The sequence below is a fragment of the Bacillus sp. FJAT-49736 genome (genome assembly GCF_018343615.1).
Classification (GTDB): Bacteria; Bacillota; Bacilli; order Bacillales; family Bacillaceae_C; genus Margalitia.
This window is the reverse complement of the sequence record NZ_JAGYPI010000001.1, coordinates 1332569-1351091: the sequence shown is the minus strand read 5'-3', so window position 1 is coordinate 1351091 and position 18523 is coordinate 1332569. Positions and strand designations below refer to the sequence as shown.

The 18523-nt window shown below is 35.8% G+C and carries 20 protein-coding genes; 14 read left to right on the top strand and 6 right to left on the bottom strand.

From position 1 onward, the window contains the following. Positions 1 to 106: 106 nt before the first annotated feature. Together KHA87_RS07110 and KHA87_RS07105 are read left to right on the top strand one after the other, a co-directional pair. The gene (locus KHA87_RS07110) at positions 107 to 391 is read left to right on the top strand and encodes a DUF6509 family protein (RefSeq protein WP_213093390.1); all 285 of its coding nucleotides are present in this window, start codon (positions 107 to 109) and stop codon (positions 389 to 391) included. 302 nt (positions 392 to 693) lie between these two features. Beyond that, positions 694 to 1686, top strand: coding sequence for a phosphotransferase enzyme family protein (locus tag KHA87_RS07105; RefSeq protein ID WP_213093389.1), 993 nt, complete (start codon positions 694 to 696; stop codon positions 1684 to 1686). Positions 1687 to 1734: 48 nt separating this feature from the next. Here KHA87_RS07105 and KHA87_RS07100 read toward each other — a convergent pair whose 3' ends face one another. Together KHA87_RS07100 and KHA87_RS07095 are read right to left on the bottom strand one after the other, a co-directional pair. Continuing rightward, positions 1735 to 2652, bottom strand: a complete 918-nt coding sequence (locus KHA87_RS07100; protein ID WP_213093388.1) for a VanW family protein — start codon at positions 2650 to 2652, stop codon at positions 1735 to 1737. 25 nt (positions 2653 to 2677) lie between these two features. Beyond that, positions 2678 to 3523 (bottom strand): hypothetical protein, encoded by an 846-nt coding sequence (locus KHA87_RS07095; protein WP_213093387.1) that lies wholly within the window; start codon positions 3521 to 3523, stop codon positions 2678 to 2680. A gap of 1160 nt (positions 3524 to 4683) precedes the next feature. On the opposite strand from KHA87_RS07095, the gene KHA87_RS07090 reads away from it, so the two are divergent. The 9 genes from KHA87_RS07090 to KHA87_RS07050 all read left to right on the top strand — a co-directional run bounded on the left by KHA87_RS07090 (position 4684) and on the right by KHA87_RS07050 (position 11287). Continuing rightward, a complete protein-coding gene (locus KHA87_RS07090) occupies positions 4684 to 6135 on the top strand; it encodes a sensor histidine kinase (RefSeq protein ID WP_213093386.1) in 1452 nt (483 codons plus the stop codon). Further along, positions 6132 to 6818, top strand: coding sequence for a response regulator transcription factor (locus tag KHA87_RS07085; RefSeq protein WP_213093385.1), 687 nt, complete (start codon positions 6132 to 6134; stop codon positions 6816 to 6818). Before KHA87_RS07090 ends, KHA87_RS07085 begins: the two co-directional genes overlap by 4 nt. A gap of 265 nt (positions 6819 to 7083) precedes the next feature. Further along, on the top strand, positions 7084 to 7491 hold the full coding sequence (locus tag KHA87_RS07080; protein WP_249310171.1) for a hypothetical protein: 408 nt from the start codon (positions 7084 to 7086) through the stop codon (positions 7489 to 7491). 14 nt (positions 7492 to 7505) lie between these two features. Further along, positions 7506 to 7907, top strand: coding sequence for a DUF6220 domain-containing protein (locus KHA87_RS07075; protein ID WP_213093384.1), 402 nt, complete (start codon positions 7506 to 7508; stop codon positions 7905 to 7907). 2 nt (positions 7908 to 7909) lie between these two features. Beyond that, a complete protein-coding gene (locus KHA87_RS07070; protein ID WP_213093383.1) occupies positions 7910 to 8122 on the top strand; it encodes an SHOCT domain-containing protein in 213 nt (70 codons plus the stop codon). Between the two features lie 133 nt (positions 8123 to 8255). After that, positions 8256 to 9500 (top strand): aminopeptidase P family protein, encoded by a 1245-nt coding sequence (locus KHA87_RS07065; RefSeq protein WP_213093382.1) that lies wholly within the window; start codon positions 8256 to 8258, stop codon positions 9498 to 9500. A 139-nt stretch (positions 9501 to 9639) separates the two neighbouring features. After that, on the top strand, positions 9640 to 10206 hold the full coding sequence (locus tag KHA87_RS07060; RefSeq protein ID WP_213093381.1) for a DUF2238 domain-containing protein: 567 nt from the start codon (positions 9640 to 9642) through the stop codon (positions 10204 to 10206). An 18-nt stretch (positions 10207 to 10224) separates the two neighbouring features. Beyond that, positions 10225 to 10803 (top strand): DUF2238 domain-containing protein, encoded by a 579-nt coding sequence (locus KHA87_RS07055; RefSeq protein ID WP_213093380.1) that lies wholly within the window; start codon positions 10225 to 10227, stop codon positions 10801 to 10803. Between the two features lie 19 nt (positions 10804 to 10822). Further along, the gene (locus KHA87_RS07050) at positions 10823 to 11287 is read left to right on the top strand and encodes a GNAT family N-acetyltransferase (RefSeq protein WP_213093379.1); all 465 of its coding nucleotides are present in this window, start codon (positions 10823 to 10825) and stop codon (positions 11285 to 11287) included. Here the strand turns inward: KHA87_RS07050 and KHA87_RS22580 are convergent. Next, complete coding sequence (locus KHA87_RS22580; protein ID WP_481748337.1) at positions 11284 to 11742, bottom strand: CBO0543 family protein; 459 nt, start codon at positions 11740 to 11742, stop codon at positions 11284 to 11286. The two genes, KHA87_RS07050 and KHA87_RS22580, sit on opposite strands and share 4 nt — an antisense overlap. Then, positions 11654 to 12793, bottom strand: a complete 1140-nt coding sequence (locus tag KHA87_RS07045; RefSeq protein ID WP_213093378.1) for a DUF2515 family protein — start codon at positions 12791 to 12793, stop codon at positions 11654 to 11656. The genes KHA87_RS22580 and KHA87_RS07045 overlap by 89 nt, the downstream gene beginning before the upstream one ends. 683 nt (positions 12794 to 13476) lie before the next feature. Here KHA87_RS07045 and KHA87_RS07040 point away from each other — a divergent pair. Beyond that, a complete protein-coding gene (locus tag KHA87_RS07040; protein ID WP_213093377.1) occupies positions 13477 to 14667 on the top strand; it encodes a S53 family peptidase in 1191 nt (396 codons plus the stop codon). 175 nt (positions 14668 to 14842) lie between these two features. On the opposite strand, the gene KHA87_RS07035 is transcribed toward KHA87_RS07040, so the two are convergent. Together KHA87_RS07035 and KHA87_RS07030 are read right to left on the bottom strand one after the other, a co-directional pair. Continuing rightward, positions 14843 to 16213, bottom strand: coding sequence for an aldehyde dehydrogenase (locus KHA87_RS07035; RefSeq protein ID WP_213093376.1), 1371 nt, complete (start codon positions 16211 to 16213; stop codon positions 14843 to 14845). A 25-nt stretch (positions 16214 to 16238) separates the two neighbouring features. Then, the gene (locus KHA87_RS07030; RefSeq protein WP_349305559.1) at positions 16239 to 17345 is read right to left on the bottom strand and encodes an SDR family oxidoreductase; all 1107 of its coding nucleotides are present in this window, start codon (positions 17343 to 17345) and stop codon (positions 16239 to 16241) included. Between the two features lie 280 nt (positions 17346 to 17625). On the opposite strand from KHA87_RS07030, the gene KHA87_RS07025 reads away from it, so the two are divergent. Next, the gene (locus KHA87_RS07025) at positions 17626 to 18006 is read left to right on the top strand and encodes a hypothetical protein (RefSeq protein ID WP_213093374.1); all 381 of its coding nucleotides are present in this window, start codon (positions 17626 to 17628) and stop codon (positions 18004 to 18006) included. Further along, positions 17996 to 18493, top strand: a complete 498-nt coding sequence (locus KHA87_RS07020; RefSeq protein ID WP_213093373.1) for an MltG/YceG/YrrL family protein — start codon at positions 17996 to 17998, stop codon at positions 18491 to 18493. Before KHA87_RS07025 ends, KHA87_RS07020 begins: the two co-directional genes overlap by 11 nt. Positions 18494 to 18523: the final 30 nt, after the last annotated feature.

Sequence of the window (18523 nt, the reverse complement as noted above, 5' to 3'; positions counted from 1 at the left end):
TCTTTATAAATAACATGAAAATCTATTTATTCATTTCATGTGAAGTGTATAATAATGAAGGTGTTAATAGAACATACAAGTAAAGAAATGTGAAAGGACGATAATAATGAATATTACTGGACATACGATAGAGAAGCTAGAAGACCCTACAGGGATTTTAACAGGGGATCGTTATGAATTTATCCTTACAATTGAAGTTCCAGAAGAGGATGAGCTTTATTCCCAAAATGGTTTATACATAAAAACGATATTTGTTGTGGAAGGTAACGAATCCCGTGTGGCGCAATATCAAATTTATGAAAAAATAACAGATCAATACCTTGATTTTGAATTGGAAGATGATGAGAAGGAAATGGTAGAGGAATATTGCAAGCAGCATTTCAATGAATAATTATTTATGATTGACAATACATACAATCATTGGTATATTTTTCTTAATTAAAAGGAAGGGAGTGAAATGTGCGATGTCAATCTGTATGAAAATAACGATGGATATAATGATTATTGCCAATCACTCCTGCGGATTAAATTAAGTCTTGATTGGTAATGAATGTTCGGATATTTTTATAAGGATTGCATAAAAACCACAGAATGTATGAAAATTATTCCGTGGTTTTTTGCATGAGAAAAAACAGCATTATATCCATTTTGTTATTTTCCACATTTTATTATTTGAATTTGGAGGATATCAAAATGATGAAATTAAGCACAATGAGAAAAGTGGTAGAAACAGTGAATGAGGAGTGGCGCAGTCCATTTGCTGAAGAGATTTTAGAAAGATGGGGATATGACAAAGGATCTGTCTATTATTTCCGATCTTCCGCAAACTTTGTATTTATCTTCAAAAAGGAAGGGGTTACCCATTTCTTGCGATTTAATGAATCCTCTGAGCGTGAAAAACAGTGGATGGAAGCCGAAATAGAAATCCTACTCTATTTGCAAGGCACTCCAGTAAAAGTAGTGAAGCCTGTGAAGTCAAGAAATCAGCAATTTATTGAAAGCATCCATGCTGATAACGGAGAATATTTTGCAGTAGTATTTGAAGGCTTGCCTGGAAAGCAATATGAAATAGAAGATTTATCTCAGGACCAATATGTGGAATGGGGGAGAGCGCTTGGGCAGCTTCATCAAAGCTTGCAAACGCTTCCTGAACATTTGAACGAGCTTCGTCCGCATTGGTTAAAGCAATTATCCCAGGTGAAAAAACAGCTGCCGCAAGCTGAAACAGCTGCCCTAAAAGAATTAGAACAAATCATAAAATGGGCAAAAACCATTCAAATTCCAGAAAAACAAATAGGTATGATCCATTTTGACTTTGAACTCGATAATCTTCGTTGGGACGGCGGTACAATAGGAATATTGGATTTTGATGATTGTTCGATTCATTGGTATGGTGCAGATATTTTGTTTGCTCTAAGAGATGTAATGGGAAATGGTGTTAATATGGAAAATCCTTGCGTCCGACAATTTTTATTAGGGTATACAAGCGTGACAGAAATCGATTCAGCATTATGGAAGGATGCTGCATGGTTTAAAAGGGTGCATAATATTCTTTCCTTTACAAGACTTTACAGGGCAGTAGATATAGATATTTCCGAAAATGATCCGAATTGGCTGATAGACCTATCTCATAGACTAACTAATCTTCTGGATAATTATAGACGTATGTTTACAAGCCAATCTTAAAGGTTTAGAAAATCAACGTTTTGCTGAAACGTTGATTTTTTAATAAAACTAGTTTTCGCCTTTTTGTTTGGAGTTAACCTCCACTGGCAGCCTTTTTGGTGCACTAGGTATATCTTTAGGCTTGTATATAATTTCATCAGATGATAAAACGACAACGAATAATTGTCCTCCAATCACTCGTGCCCTTATCAGGAGTGGTCGATTGTGAGGATTTTTAAATTTAAAATCAGGGCCATACCAACTTACGGTGGCATCTCTATTTGGCGGAACATATGGCACACGCCTACTGTGGGAATACCGTTCTGTAATGTCGACACTAGCCTTATCAACAGCATTGAATAAAGTGGAGGAGACTTGGCAAATACCACCGCCAACACCTTCGGAAAGCTCGCCTCTAACGATGACAGGTGCTGGAAGATAGCCTTTTGCAACAGTTCGTTTACCCACAATTTTATTGAAAGAAAATGTTTCTCCTGGAAAAACAACATGACCGTTAATGGCATTCGCAGCAAGTCGAATATTATGTGTGCGCTCTTTATTGGAACTATTAAAGAAAGTAACATAGCTGCCAATTCTTTTCTCACGAAGATTATCAAGAAGTTCGCTATCCACTCTAGGATAAATAGTTTGTAGGGGAACCTCAAAAGCGGCGGGACCACTTTTAAAATAAGCCGTATAAAACATATCCATAAATTTCGGTTTATTAAGCTTATAACCTGGCTTTTCGCTTATTAATGCCCCTTTTTCATTAAAGGTTGCATTCATTGGGTTCTTATATGTTTTTTCTTCCATTTGTTTTAGAAAATGGTTCATCTTTTCATCGTTAATCACGGAATAATCAAATGGAGGCAGAACAAATTCTGATCTTTGAACTGCTCCAAGACTTTTTCCTTCTAGAGTTAGGTTTATAGTATTTTCCGCAATTGCATAGGTAGACATTATGAATAAAGCTATAAGTATTTTCATGAATTTGTTCCACCTCCATCTATAATTACTTCTTCGTTAGGGACAGCAAAGGATCTACATTGATTTTCCAAGGTGAGATTGGCGATGTTCTAATCAGTTGAAAGGTGACCGTTGTTTTTACCGGACCTACTTTTTTAACCATCATACTTACTTCCACAGGTATAGATGCTTCCAAGGCATATGGATCTAGTTCTTCTGAATTCAACAGTTTCCAATTGATTGCATCAATGGCTTTAATTTTTTGGAGTTCTTTTTTTATTTTTTTGTGGTTGGTTAATGCTACTTTTTTAGCTAATCCCAAATCTCCATTTTTTATAAATACTAAAAAAGTAGTTGTCAATTGATCAGCTGTTAAATCACGAACAAACTCATCAATTGTTCCTCCAGCCTTATGGATCATTACCTGGTGAGATAAGTCAGACCTTTCGGACCGATGTGTCACACTTCCCTTAAAATGAATGCAAAAATGACCACGAAAGCCATTATCGAGTGCTCCCGCTCCATGAGGCATCCCATGCATGGAAGCGGCGATTAATTTATTCTGGGATTGTATTAGGATTGCCCTCCTGCGCCAGCTCCATTGACCGTTATAAATTTCTTTCATAATCTTCGTATCTTTTTTCGTTAAGGGCTGTACGTCTGCATGAAATCTTCCCGCTCTTCTTTGAACTCGAAAGCTTTTTCTCGTCTCAACATCAATAACGGTAAATTTGGAATAGCGAGGTATAATTTTATTCACCTTTTTCCAATCAAGCATTTCGATTTGGAAGTCAACCAGATTTTCATTATTATTTGTAGTCGCATATGTACTAGTAGACCAGAAGCCAGTAAACAGAAACAGTAATAATATGATAAATACATTTTGTTTCATGGATTTTTACCTCATTCTACAAACTATTTGACATTATTTTTTACAATTATTTAGGAAGAATAGCTTTAAAATATTGGAAATTGACTCATTTTATTTGAGGCTCTTTGAATAAAGCTACTTTCCATTGAGGCTTGGGCTAGCTTGACGATGGATTTAAAAGGTTAGATTCAGGATAGGATGAAGGACAAAATGTGTGGTAGACAAAGGCAAAATGTCTTTCATAAGGTGGATGAAGGACAAAATGTGTAGCAGACAAAGCTAAAATGTCCTTCATAGGGTGGATGAAGGACAAAATGTGTAGCAAGCAAGGATAAAATGTCTTTCATAAGGTGGATGAAGGACAAAATGTGTGGCAAGCAAGGGAAAAATGTCTTTCATAAGGTGGATGAAGGACAAAATAGGTGGAAGACAAAGGCAAAATGTCTTTCATAAGGTGGATGAAGGACAAAATGTGTAGCAAGCAAGGGCAAAATGTCTTTCATAAGGTGGATGAAGGACAAAATGTGTGGAAGACAAAGGCAAAATGTCTTTCATAAGGTGGATGAAGGACAAAATGTGTGGCAGACAAAGCTAAAATGTCTTTCATAAGGTGGATGAAGGACAAAATGTGTGGTAGACCAAGGCAAAATGTCTTTCATAAGGTGGATGAAGGACAAAATGTGTAGCAAGCAAGGGTAAAATCTCTTTCATAAGGTGGATGAAGGACAAAATGTGTGGCAAGCAAGGATAAAATGTCTTTCATAAGGTGAGTGAAAGACAAAATGTCTCATATTTACTCTCTATTGGACAACATCTCTGTGCAAAGCAGCAACAAAAAGTATTATATAAATTGTATTAAAAAGAATGCCCGAGCAATCAAGCCCATGACGTTTAATAAAAGTAACTTTTCATAATATACCCCAAGAAAATCTTGCAATATCTCCATAAATCATATTTGTTGTTATCTTTTTTAGACACAGACATGAAAAAGGGTTGTCTACATATCAGCAACATTTAGAAATAAGCCTTTTTAAAATCATGGATAAAGAATCGACATCATGATAATCTTTGAATATATCAGTAACCAAATAAATTTAATAAATTGTTAAGAATTTGTTTTGCTCCATTTAAGAAATAGGTACTACTGTACAAAGTAATGAAACTATAATGAAGGTGTTTTTATGTCAATCCGAAAAAGGCTGTTTATTTCTAATGCTGCAATGGTTTTAATGCCGATATTTATTTTAATCCTTTATTTTATATTATTGAATGTTGTATTTAGAGGGGATTTTAGGATATTTAACAGTCATTTACATCAAGGCTGGCAAGATCCCGGCAGCAATAATACTTCTACCTTTAATCAACTAACTAAGCTCGCAGCCCTCCAACCGAAAAAATTATCGGACAAAGATTATCTTGATTCTGTAAGCAAAAATTTGGAGAAGAGCCAAACGGGATTCATCATAAGAAAAGGAAACGAAACATTATACCGATCGAAATATGTGTCAAAAATAGCTGACAGGGATCTTCCGGTATTCGGAAAGGAAGGTTACAGTCCAGTCGTATGGTTTAACCATATACAATATTCGGTGAGGCAACATGATTTTTATTTTAAGGATGGTGCAGAAGGGACCATTTTTTTCATCGATAAAAGTATAAATTTTGCACAATTTGCTCGAAGTTATTTTCCTCTTATTTTTTTCGGCATTGTGATTATTTTGGTATCCACCAATGCAGTTCTATCCTATTTCATGTCCAGAAGTATATTAAGACCCGTTCGTCAATTGAGCTCTGCAGCAGAGAAAATTAGCCAAGGGAATTTAGATTTTGAAATGAAGTCATCAAGCAAGGATGAATTAGGAAAACTCGTCCTAAGCTTCGACTCTATGCGAAAAAAGTTAAAGGAATCATTGGAATTAAGAGAGCAATTTGAAAGTAATCGCAAAGAATTGATCGCAAATATATCCCATGATTTGAAGACACCAATAACGTCAATCAAAGGTTATGTGGAAGGAATCATGGATGGGGTCGCCAATACAGAAGAAAAGCTTACCAAATATCTTCGTACGATTCATGCAAAATCAGAGCATATGGACCGTTTAATAGATGAACTTTCGTTATACTCCAAACTAGATGTAAAGAGTTTGCCTTTTCATTTTGAAGAAGTAAACATTCAACGTTTTATGAAGGACTATATAGAAGAATTAAGTCTTGAAAATGTAAGCAATCTTGAGGTATCTCTAGTAGCTGAAAGGTCACTTCGAGTTATAATGGATCCTGATAAGTTCATTCGTGTGATGAATAATATTGTAAGAAACAGTATCAAATACAATGATAAAGAAATATGTAAGCTTGGTATCAACATAAAAGATACGGATAAAGTTGTTCAAGTATCCATTAAAGATAATGGTCCAGGGGTTGAACTTGCTGAAATAAATAGGATATTCCACCGCTTTTACCGAACGGATCCATCTCGAAATGTGAAAACAGGCGGGAGCGGACTAGGACTGGCAATAGCATCGCAAATAATAGAAGCTCATGGTGGAAAAATATGGGCAGAGAGCGCAGAGGGAGAAGGATTAACCATCCATTTTACGCTTAAGAAACCGGTTACTGAAGGTGATAACGAATGAAGCGTATTTTAATCATTGAAGATGATCAAAGTATAGCAGAGCTAGAAAGGGATTATTTAGAGATAGAGGGATTTGCGGTCCATATGCTAGAGGACGGAAGGAAAGCTATGGATTTAGCAGTGAACGGAAGCATCGATTTAGTTATTTTAGACTTGATGATTCCACATGGTAATGGTTTTGAGCTATGTAAGGAACTTAGAAAACAGACAGACATCCCGATCCTAATGGTAACTGCTAAAAATGATGATATTGATAAAGTCCGCGGTTTTGGCCTCGGAGCAGATGATTATATCGTGAAGCCTTTTAGCCCAAGTGAGTTAGTAGCTAGGGTTAAAGCGCATCTTGCTCGATATGAAAGGCTCATTCGAAAAAACGAGCCTTTGGATGATATACAAATTCGCGGATTATATATTAATAAGAGCTCAAGGCAAGTTTTTGTAAATGAAAAAGAAATCTTACTGACTGCTCGAGAGTTTGATTTATTAACCTTTTTAGCAATGCATCCTAATCAAGTCTTCAGCAAAGAGCATTTATTTGAGAGAATTTGGGGCTTCGATGCGCTTGGAGACACATCAACGGTTACGGTCCATGTAAGAAGAATACGTGAAAAAATGGAAGTGGATCCGAGTAATCCAAACTATTTAGAAACGGTTTGGGGAACTGGGTATCGCTTAAAACCATAAACAAAGTCATTCTTAATCTCTTAAAAAAGGATAAAGAATGGCTTTCTTTTTTTATTAATTAAAGGATTAAATACCATTATGAACTTCATTCATTTAATAATTATTAAATATTTGGTTAAGAGCGGGTTTAGATTTGCCCCATACAATAAGACTTGTAAAAAGATAGTTTATCTATGAGGAGGGGAGGAGACTGAAGCTTTCCGTAAAGTCCAAAAAGCTGTTGCTTACATTCCATCTTTTGTTTGCAGCAATTATGTTTGGAAATATGATAGCTTTTCTGATTTTCAGTATCACTGCTTCTGCCGGTAATCATCAGACGGCCAACGCTTGTTTTCATGCAATGACCATTTTAGCAAAAACATCGGTTCGTGCATCGACTATTGGGACAACTATTACCGGAATTATTCTGTCTGTAGGGACAAAATGGGGATTGTTTCGTTATTATTGGATTCTTGCGAAGGAGGGTTTGACCTTACTTGTGATTGCTATCAATTTATGGGGTATGCAGGTATGGACATTACAAGCTTTCACTTTATCTACGGAGAACCAATCTGTCGATGTCATTAATCAGGCATATCTTTGGACAGGGATTTGTCTGCAAATATTCTCTTTGGCAGTGATGTACGCTATTTCCGTATACAAGCCATGGGGAAGAAGAATCCGAGCAGCATAGAGGAGATGATTAATTTGGACCATCAAGTACCTGGTAAAAACACATTTAGAATGATTTATATGATTCTATCCATACTTTTTTTCATTAGTATTTTGGTCCAAGTGTTTTTTGCTGGGATAGCAATATTTGTTCATATTGGAGATTGGTCATACCATCAGAGTTTTGTTCACTTATTTGAGTTTATACCAGTCATTATGTTCATTATCTCCTTGTTTGGAGGTATTCCTAAATTGTGGAAATGGGATAGTGCAAGCCTCTTTCTAATGATTGTATTACAATATGTTACTGCTAGTCTCATTGGAAAAGTACCTTTTGTTTCCGCGCTGCATCCGATTATTGCATTAGTGTTATTTTGGAGAGCTTTAGTTATGTCGCAAGCTGCCATTGGTTTAATAAAAAATAAAAGGAGTAGATAATTATGCATTATTGGGGAGTTGTTCATCCATTTTGTTTTCTGTTTATATTAATCCTTATTCTTCTATTCGTAAATTTTAGGATACGAAAGGGAAGAAGATATTTTTCAAATGAAAACTATCCGGATTCATTTAGCATCCTGGATAAGCGTTTAGCATCCGGAGAAATTGATGTGGAGGAATATCAAAAACTGAAAGAAATATTGAAGCAAAAATAATATTTCCAAAAAGGAAGTTCGTATTAAAACGGGCTTCTTTTTTTATAAGATTTATTAATTAAAAAAATTCAAATAGTGGAGTATAATAAAAAGATAAATAAAATAATAGAAATAGCAGAGGAGAGGGATTGTCTTGAACAAAGAGTTTTTTGTACATAATCGTGAAAATTTATATCAACAGCTTGAGGAGAATACATTGCTTGTTTTATTTGCCGGCAAAGCACCACATAAGTCAGCGGATGAAGCGTATAAATTTGTGCCTAATCGCAATTTTTATTATATAACCGGTATTAATGAGCCAAATAATATTTTTCTTGCCTTTAAGCGAGATAATAAGGTTGACGAATACCTATTTATTGAAAAATCGGATCCTGTCATGGAAAAATGGGTTGGAAAGACTGTTTCAACAGAGGAGGCTCAGGAACTTTCCGGTGTTAAAAATATACAATTCACAGAGCAGTTCCGTACGTTTTTTTCAAGAACAGTTTCTTCCTTGCAGTCTGCAAGACTTTATGTGGATTTAGAAAGAAGTGAATTAGATACCGTTACAACAAAACCGCAGCTTTTTGTAAAAGAAGTGCAGACAAATTTTCCTTTCCTACAAATTAAAAATGTCTATCCGATTATTTGTGATTTAAGACTGTACAAAAAACCGGAAGAAATAGAAAAAATCAAACAAGCTATCGAAATTACGAAAAATGGGATTTACAATCTTATGAGCAATGCCAAACCTGGTATGAAGGAATATCAGCTTGAAGCCCACTTTGATTTCGTGCTCAAATCTGAGGGAGTGAAGGATTTTGCCTTCCCTACAATTGTTGCAAGTGGACAAAATGGTACAGTTCTTCATTATGATAAAAATAATTCGGTTGCGGAAGATGGAAACCTCGTTCTGTTGGATTTAGGAGCTCAGTACGACTATTACAGCGCAGACATCAGTTTTACCTTCCCTGTGAATGGTAAATTCAGTGAAAGACAAAAAACATTTTACAATATTGTACTAAGAGCATTAAAAGAAACAACTGAGCTTATTAAACCAGGAGTACCGTTCACGAAGCTCAATGAGCATACGAAGAAGGTTTTAGCGGAAGAGTGTCTTAAGCTCGGATTAATCAAAGAAGAAAGTGAAATCAGTAAATATTATTATCATGGTGTCAGTCATTCGCTAGGTCTTGATACACATGATGTTGGAAATTATCGAGACAAGGTTTTAGAGCCGGGAATGGTATTAACGGTAGAACCTGGTCTTTATATCGAAGAAGAAGGCATCGGTATTCGTATAGAAGATGATGTGTTAGTTACTGAAAATGGATACGATAACCTATCTAAAGATATTATTCGTTCCGTGGAAGAAATCGAGGCTTTTATGAATAAATAAGAATTACAAGAACTGTCCTGTAAGGTGACTGACACCATATGGGACAGTTTTTTTATTGCAATAATAAATCAATACGGATGTATTTGAAAGGATGGGATATTTTATAAGTATATCAATTTTATTAAAGGGGAATAGTCGGGTGAAGAAATTCCTAATTATTTTTCTAAGTATCATTTTTATTGTATTTATGGCAATCCTTATGGTTATTTATATTTCGAAGGGAGATTCATCACGATGGCAGGTTGCACTTGGTGGCATCATAGTCAGTGCTTTACCTCTCGGCTTATTATTTTTGAAGGAAAATCCATTTAACATTCCAACGATTTTCGGCTACTATTTGTTCTTATTTTGTACTACTTATTTAGGATCGATTGCAAGCTTTTATCTCCATTATAAATGGTGGGACTCAACCCTCCATTTATATAAAGGAATATTGGTTGGGTATATAGGAATTACTTTATTCAAGGTTTTTGCCCGTAAAACTATTAGAGGCGAGATATCTCGCATGATTATTTTTCTTTTTGTTGTATCGCTGGCGGTTCTTGCAAGCATATTATGGGAGATATATGAGTTTTTAGGAGATCAATTCGTTACACATACAATGCAGCGTGGGGGAAACACGGATACAATGCTTGACTTGCTCGCAGGTCTTGTTGGCGGATTAATAATCGCAATGTATGGTGCTGTACGGAAGCAGCGGATATAATTTTTCGGAGGTGATAGGATGAATCGCAAATTTGTGATCTTCATTAGCTTGTTATACGTGATTTTTATGGGGATTATGGCATTTTATCACTTTCAGACGGAAGAAATGAAGAAGGCATGGGTCGGTGTTGGAGGTGTCGTTTGCGGGGCAATCCCACTTTTGTTGGCGTTATTTACGAAGCTAAAATTTAATTTACCCATCATCATTTCCTATTTTATTTTTCTATTTGGATCCCAATATCTAGGCACGATTAGAGGTTGGTATGGTCTTGGCTGGTGGGATACATTTGTTCATTTTATTAGCGGTGGTATACTGGCTTTTACAGCCGTTGCTTTATATGAAAGACTTATTCATCGCAAAGCGGGTGCAGGAATCTCTCCTTGGTTTGTATTTTTGTTTACCTTTGGATTTGCTGGACTCGGGGGAGTATTGTGGGAAGTATATGAGTTTTCCTGTGATCAATTTTTTGGAACCACCATGCAGGGTGGAGGTAATTCCGATACAATGACAGATTTGATTGCCGATGTTGTTGGCGGACTCGTTATTGCAATTTATTCTGGAATAAGAACGAAATTAAAGCTGAAAAAGGGGAAATAATTTGCAAGGGGTGGGGGATATGGATATTAAAGTGTTGAAAACAAAGGTGGAGGATGCGCAGGCGTTGCTAGACATTCAAAGAGAAGCATTTCATGATGATTTGGAAAAATATCGAGATTTTGCTGGATCTCCTGCAGCAGAAACCATGAATTCCCTTTTTCAAAAAATAATCTTTGCACAGCATTATACGATTTATATTAAGGGAATGATTGCCGGTTCCATCGATATTCGTAGAATTTCCGAAACACATTATGTCTTGAATCAAATTTGTCTAAGCCCGTCCTTTCAAAATCAAGGCTACGGTATGAAAGTTTTGAAGATGGTGGAAGAAATGTATCCGAAAGCTAAAAAGTGGACTTTAAAAACACAAAAGGATAACGTAAAAAACAGACATTTTTATGAAAAAGCAGGCTTTATATTAATAGGTGAGGAAAAGCTAACACAGCAGCTTACACTTGTAGAATATGAAAAAACATTCGGTTAGTCTTTAAGCCATTCAAAAAAAATATAAATAATAGTTAAATAGATTATATATCCTAGAAAGGAGTATATATGTTTCCAAGCATCTGTATGGATAAAATATCCGAGTTCTTCTGAAATGCGTTCGAATCCTGACATTATTAAGCTGATTATGAAAATATACCATATTTTCTGCCATGACTTTAACCGGTTACAAACGAAAAGAAAGGCAGTGACAAAAACGGGAAGACCAAAGAGAGTAAATGCAATATTAATTTGAAATATATCCGGCATTGGACGCTTGGGGAAAACATACAGCCCTTTTCCAACAAAGTATAGGTCTAGGTAAGATCCAATAAGGGATGCGACAAAAATGGTTGGAAGTAAGCTTTTAATAGAAATGGGATATGATCTTTTTTGTATTGGCTGCGAGCTCGAGTCTTTCAAGTGTTTTACAATATTCTTTTTCAATATTTTCATCTGCCTTTTCTTCCTTATCCATTAAGTAATAAATTATTTTCCAATCCTTATACCAATCTATTATTTCTGCCGGTTCCTGCTTTCTATTCTTCCAAACAATATCTAGCCTCGGACTATAGATTTTGGTTGCACTAGGCAGCAGTTCACATGATTTTATTTTTGGTTTAAATACGGTGCCTGGCACCCCTTCATCTACATCATTAAAGATGTGTGGCCAGTAGTCCTTGCGAGAGCCGGTGTGTGGAACCTGTTCTGCCCAGCGTTCTATTAGATTTAGAAGCGTTTGATTGCGAAATAAGATGAAATATAGACGTTTTCCCAGCATAATCCGTTCGTGCAAGCTTTCGAAATGATGAAGAGTTTGACCTATCAGCTTTATTTTGTCTTGAAGAAGAAAGGGGAATAATATATGATTCATGGAAAGTAAGTCTTGTAATTTGAATTCTATGGAATCCAAAATTTCCTTCTTATAGATATGATCCTTCAATACTCTTTGTTCTAAATAGCTTTGCTCATTCATAATTTGTGCAACAGTAAGAATATATAAATCATGGTACAGCCAGAAATAGTCCCAAATTACTTCCATGAATATTGAAATATTCATATGCTTTAATAGATGAAACAAGTTTTGCTGTCTTTTTAAGGATTCCTGGTACACCAGTAATTGAGGATACACATCTTGAAATATCAGCCAATTCCCTCTTTCTAGAAAGGTAAAAAACAATTCCGCTTCTCTTTTTGTTAATATCCTCGACAAGATCTCACCTTTAAGATCGGTCATATTCCAACCGCCATTTCGTGATACCATATGTCCAAGAAATGCCCAATGTATTTCAGGGTAAAGCCTATAGAATTCAAAGTATGCCTTGGTTCTTGTAATATTGTTGATGTTTAATCTACTTGTTTCTTCTTTAATGCGTCTGATAAGGAGTATTTCCTCGCTTGTTAGTTTATATTGATCCAAAGGTTTTTTTCGTTTTTTCTTTAACTCCCGCTTAATATAGAGAAGAGGCTCTGATAGTTTTATTTTCTTTAGGTCTTGGAATTTCATTGCCCCTTGTGCCTCCTTAATGCAGATAAGAGTTGTCATAAATAGTGTATTATGGAATGGAATATTTCATGATGGATAATTAAGAGCAGAGATTCTTTATAAGAGTAAAAAATGAACAAGGTTGTTTTCCTTGTTCATTTTTATTACATTCCTTCTTAATGTACATTCTTGGATAAATAATTCCGATTCCTGTATACCTGTACGAGATTGGTTTTTATTTTTTTAGAGAGTCAGGAAAAGAATCCTGGGTATAAAGGTAGGAAAAGAAGGGATTTTGGTGCCAATAATCAATTAGGGTTAATTCTCTGTTAGAAACCCTAAAGAAATTATTTATTTCTTGATTTAACAATTATTACCGTATACAAGTTATATTTTATTCCTATTAAACACAAAATTAATAGTTTTAGAAAAAATAATATTTTGGTATATTAATTATTTGAAATTTATTGAAATTAGTGCACTTAAATAATTTATGTTGTAAAGAAAAATTATTTCATTGGTAAGCTTTCCGTCCAGATTAATACATAGTTCAAAAGATATATCATCCGGAAGAGAAAATTCTGTATTTTTTGTAAATGAATCGATGGATTCATTTACAATACTATATAAAAAAATTAATATTTTTTTACAGCTTCATAGTTTTTAGCTTTTATTCTAAAAATCTATTAAAGGAGGAGTACCAAGTGAGAAAATTTCTAAAGAAAGCTGAGTTTGGATTTGCCGCAGCATTAGTCTCATTCAGTGTTTTTGCTGGAAGCACATCTATCCATGCTAAGACGGTATCTGACTCAAAGAAAATGGAAGGAATGGCCGTACAAAATCCAATCTATTTTAAGTACATAACGAACAACGCTAAACCGAATGATGTCAATGGGGTTTTTAACCCTATAGATATCAAAAAGGCATACGGAATTGATCAACTTAATAAAACGGGAAAAGGCCAGACAATCGCACTTATTGAAGCATATGGAAGCCCTACGATTGTGAATGATTTACAAACATTCAGTCAACAATTCGGTCTTACTGCAGCCAATATAGAAGTGGACTATCCACAAGGAAAGCCAAAAACAGATGGCGGTTGGGCACTTGAAACAGCTTTAGATGTTGAATGGGCACATGCTATTGCACCGGATGCAAAAATTATGGTAGTTTCAGCAAAGTCGGCATCTATTGCAGACTTACTAGTTGCCGAAGATTATGCAACAAATCATGGTGCAACAATCATTTCCAATAGCTGGGGGGGTTCCGAATTCTCTGGTGAAGCAACTTATGATAGTCACTTTAACCATAGTGGAATAACCTATCTTGCTTCTTCAGGAGACAACGGAAAAGGAAGCTCTTGGCCAGCATCTTCACCATATGTGGTAGCCGTAGGCGGTACAACTCTCAATGTTACAAGTGATGGTAGTTATAGTAGTGAGTCCGCATGGTCTGGTTCTGGTGGCGCACAGAGCACCTATGTAAGCACACCTTCCTATCAATCTAATTGGAAAAATGTTGTCGGCACAAAACGCGGTATTCCAGATGTTGCTTTTGATGGAGATCCGAATACTGGTGTATATGTCTACACAAGTACACGAAATCAAGGGCAAATGGGATGGTTCCAAGTTGGTGGAACAAGCTTTAGCGCACCTGCGTGGGGAGCTCTAGTTGCGTTGGCAAATGAAGGACACTCTCAATCTCTTTCAAGCACAGAGTTTTTAAACAAGGTCTATAGTCTTGCAGGTACAACTGGAAGTAGTGGATATGCAACCTATTTTCATGATATAACGACTGGTAGCAATGGCTTATCTGCACTACCTGGTTATGATCTTGTAACCGGAATTGGAAGTCCTAAGGCGAACCAATTGGTTTCTGTTTTAAATACAAAATAAATATAAAAGGTTTATAGACTCTGCACTTACTTTGTTTAGTGTAGAGTCTTTCTACAATATAAGAGCAATCAGGCGATGATCATATAAAATACCTGTGGAGGATTTTTATGATAGATTTGAAAGGGTTATACTTCCTCCCTAGAAGACAAAAAAATAAACAAGGAGAATGCCTTGTTTATTTTAAAAACATCTTTATTTTTCGGAGGCCGTTTTTTACATTTGGATATCGTACAGGTATATCAAATAGAGTGGTTTGCTTTAAAATGCTTTTTTGATGTGAAAACGTATCGAAGCTTCCTTTTCCATGGTAAGCACCAATTCCGCTGTTTCCGACACCTCCGAATGGAAGATAAGGGGAGGCGAAATGATAGACGGTATCATTGACACAGCCTCCACCGAAGGAAAGGTTGTTAAGAATCTCCCTTTGCACATAATTACTTTCGGTAAAAAGATATAAGGAAAGTGGCTTAGGATGCTTTCTAATTTCATTTATGATATCTGTCAGGTTCGTATATTCCAATACTGGAAGAATGGGGCCGAAAATTTCATCCTCCATTACTGGATCTTCCCAAGAAATATTCGTCAAAACTGTGGGTTCTATCTTAAGCTTTTCATGATCTATATTTCCTCCCACTCTAATTTCTCCATTGGTTAAAAATGAGGTTAATCTGGAAAAATGCTTTTCACTGACGATATGTGTAAAATGTTCGTTTTGGAGGGGCTGCAAACCATATAATTCCATGATGGCATCTTTTAAATGAGCTAAAAACTCCTTCTTAATATTTTGATGCAAATACAAGTAATCGGGAGCTATACAGGTTTGGCCAGCATTCATAAATTTCCCCCAAGCAATACGCTTTGCTGCGAGTTTTAACTTCGCGTCTTCATGAACAATACAAGGGCTTTTACCACCAAGCTCTAATGTTAAGGGAGTTAAGTTTTTAGCTGCAGCTTCCATAATGATTCTTCCTACGGGCACACTACCGGTAAAAAAGATGTAATCCGCTTTTTCCTGAAGAAGGGCAGTACTAGTCTCTACTCCTCCCAATACAACGGAAACATACTCTTCCGGATATATTTTATTTATTAGACTAGCAATCAATTTGGAAGTACTAGGCGTAAGCTCAGAAGGCTTTATAACAGCACAGTTTCCTGCAGCTATTGCCCCAATTAAAGGTGCGATTGCAAGCTGAAATGGATAATTCCAGGGTGCAATGATTAGCGCTACCCCATACGGTTCAGAGTAAATGTAGCTTTTTGAACCTATATGTGTGATTGGCGTTTTCACTTTTTTCGGCTTTATCCATGATTTCAAATTTCGTAATATAAATCGAATCTCCTCAAGAACAACCCCGATTTCTGTAGAATAAGCATCAAATTCGGACTTATTTAAATCGGATTTCAGAGCGGCCATTAATTCCTTTTCGTTGGCTATAATTGCAGACCTTAAGCGAGTAAGGGCATTGATTCGAAATTCGATGTCTTTTGTTTTATTGGTTAAAAAGAAATTTTTCTGCTTTTTTATTAAAAGATGATAATTTTCCATGGCACTGGCCCCCTCGAATGAATAGCTATTTAATTTTAAGATGCTTATCAGAATCATTTTTATGTCTTTTATAGAAGTGTACCATAGCGGGAATAACTTCGGTAAAATCAGGACAGGAAATTCCTGAACCTTGCAAGTCCTTTTGGGCTTGTGAGCAGTCATAATGTGCCATACAAGTAAAATAATCGAGGGCTTCCTTTTCTACCCTTAGCCACCTTCTGCATACAGCAAGAGAGAGGAGGGATTTGGCAAGAAAAAGAGGTATAGTGCCTCGCGGTTCTCTTCCAAGGTATTCCTTCATAAGCAATCGATATACTTCCTTCATCGTATATGGCCTTGGATCCGTTAATTGATATGTTTTTCCGATGCCTGCATCAACATGAGAAAGGTAGATGGTCGCATTAAAAATATAATCCACTGGGACAAAATTCCCCTCTGCCTTACCCGCTCCAAGATAGGGGATAATAGGGAAGAATCGAAGTTTATCCAAAAAATTCAAGATAAAATATGGTCCGTCAAACTTAATGGTCTCTCCTGATGTGGAATGCCCTACGACAATGCCAGGTCTTATAATGGTAGTTGGAACCGCATTCATTATTTCTTTTACTAAGACTTCTGCATCATACTTCGTTCTTTCATAATGATTCTTGAAGCTTTGCTCCATCTCTAATTCTGATTCTAAAATATGGCCTTCGCGTTTTCCGGCTACATAGGAAGTACTGAAATAAACAAATCGCTGTAATGCAGGTAAAGCTAATATCCAATCATTCACATTTTTCGTTCCATTAACATTTACATCCATGGCAATTTTCTCTGGAACGGCAAGATCATAGATAGCAGCTAGATGAAAGACATGGGTAATTTCTTTTCTAATTTGTTCGTTTATTTGCTGCTCGATTCCGAGCTGTGGTTTAGTAATGTCACCTGTAATAATGATGAAAAGATCGGTGCTGACGTTTTCTTCGAAGGAAATTTTATTAATCTCCGTTTGTGCTTTTTCTAACTGGCCAGGAAGTACAAGAAGGTACATATGTTTGAAGGAATATCCATTGTGAATAATTTGTTTTATTAAAGAGGTAGCAATGAAGCCAGGAAAACCTGTGAAAAAATAAGTATTTTCCAATATAATCACCTCATATAAAGATTCTTCTTACATTCTATTAATAGAAGAAATAAATATAACATTTACATATAATTCTATATGAAAAACGAATCAATACTAAGTGAAATTTCTATTTTTAATAACTTTTAATAGGTAATTGTTGGATGGTTAACTGTGGTAACATAGGTTCTATTTGTCGAATTCTTGCGACTTTTGATGTATTTACACATTTTAAATCGAAAAATATATCATTCGCGTGTATAATAAGAATTTGGTACGATCTATTCAAAAGAAGGAGGACATTATTCTGATGGAATGGACATTAACCATTTTGTTTGTAGTATCAGCTCTGTTGCTCATCATTTCCATTTTAATGACTCGCCAAGCTTCAAAAGCAGAACAAAAAGGAATTGATATGGTTCACTTATCCGTAATGGACGATATCAATAATATGCAGGATTCTATCCGTAATATTGAGTTTGACTTAGAAATTATGGCGAAGGAAGCGGGAATTCAACTTTCTTCCGAAGATAGAGTTTTCACGCGCGAAGTACTAGATTTGTATAATCGCAAATATTCAATTGAAAGTATTGCAGCACAAAAAAAGGTATCTGAAGATCAAATTAAAGAAGTGCTAGCTCCTTTTCTGACTTCCAAGGACGAAGGGGGTAAAGTTGCAAATGAGAATTAACTTGTTGGGCAGCTTTGCAGCAGGGGTATTCATTGCAACAAGTATTACTGGTATTGTGTATTTATCCAGTGATCACAATGATGCAAAAGCGACTGAAAATAAGGTTGGTAATCATTCGAAAACCACTGTACTTCCTTCCGAGGAGGAAATGAAAAGTAAACTGGAAACCAAAGGCTATGTTGTTCAAACGAAAGCAGAATATGATAAGAATATGGCCGATGCAAAAGCGGCAGATCAAAAAAATGCTACTTCCGACAACAACAATCAAAAAGTGGTGTACAGAACAACTGTAAAAGTTTCAAAGGGCATGACAAGTTATGATGTCGGCAAACAGCTACTAAAAGCAAAACTAATCAAAAAAAGCGCCTTTCAATTTTCTAAGGATATAGAGAGAAAGAAACTAGAAAACCGTTTGCGTCCAGGATCTTATACAGTTGACAGTGGTATGTCATATGACAAAATCATTGCTACTATTTTTAAAAAATAGCTGATAGAATAAAAAACACTTTCTCTTGGT

What these genes read in the sequence shown, in the direction of transcription:
- KHA87_RS07085 (WP_213093385.1), top strand. Translation starts at nt 6,132, where the DNA reads ATGAAGCGTATTTTAATCATTGAAGATGATCAAAGTATAGCAGAGCTA.
- KHA87_RS22580 (WP_481748337.1), bottom strand. Translation starts at nt 11,742, where the DNA reads ATGAAAATATTGAAAAAGAATATTGTAAAACACTTGAAAGACTCGAGC.
- KHA87_RS07025 (WP_213093374.1), top strand. Translation starts at nt 17,626, where the DNA reads ATGGAATGGACATTAACCATTTTGTTTGTAGTATCAGCTCTGTTGCTC.
- KHA87_RS07045 (WP_213093378.1), bottom strand. Translation starts at nt 12,793, where the DNA reads ATGAAATTCCAAGACCTAAAGAAAATAAAACTATCAGAGCCTCTTCTC.
- KHA87_RS07070 (WP_213093383.1), top strand. Translation starts at nt 7,910, where the DNA reads ATGCATTATTGGGGAGTTGTTCATCCATTTTGTTTTCTGTTTATATTA.
- KHA87_RS07050 (WP_213093379.1), top strand. Translation starts at nt 10,823, where the DNA reads ATGGATATTAAAGTGTTGAAAACAAAGGTGGAGGATGCGCAGGCGTTG.
- KHA87_RS07080 (WP_249310171.1), top strand. Translation starts at nt 7,084, where the DNA reads ATGATAGCTTTTCTGATTTTCAGTATCACTGCTTCTGCCGGTAATCAT.
- KHA87_RS07020 (WP_213093373.1), top strand. Translation starts at nt 17,996, where the DNA reads ATGAGAATTAACTTGTTGGGCAGCTTTGCAGCAGGGGTATTCATTGCA.
- KHA87_RS07090 (WP_213093386.1), top strand. Translation starts at nt 4,684, where the DNA reads ATGTCAATCCGAAAAAGGCTGTTTATTTCTAATGCTGCAATGGTTTTA.
- KHA87_RS07055 (WP_213093380.1), top strand. Translation starts at nt 10,225, where the DNA reads ATGAATCGCAAATTTGTGATCTTCATTAGCTTGTTATACGTGATTTTT.
- KHA87_RS07100 (WP_213093388.1), bottom strand. Translation starts at nt 2,652, where the DNA reads ATGAAAATACTTATAGCTTTATTCATAATGTCTACCTATGCAATTGCG.
- KHA87_RS07095 (WP_213093387.1), bottom strand. Translation starts at nt 3,523, where the DNA reads ATGAAACAAAATGTATTTATCATATTATTACTGTTTCTGTTTACTGGC.
- KHA87_RS07105 (WP_213093389.1), top strand. Translation starts at nt 694, where the DNA reads ATGATGAAATTAAGCACAATGAGAAAAGTGGTAGAAACAGTGAATGAG.
- KHA87_RS07110 (WP_213093390.1), top strand. Translation starts at nt 107, where the DNA reads ATGAATATTACTGGACATACGATAGAGAAGCTAGAAGACCCTACAGGG.
- KHA87_RS07035 (WP_213093376.1), bottom strand. Translation starts at nt 16,213, where the DNA reads ATGGAAAATTATCATCTTTTAATAAAAAAGCAGAAAAATTTCTTTTTA.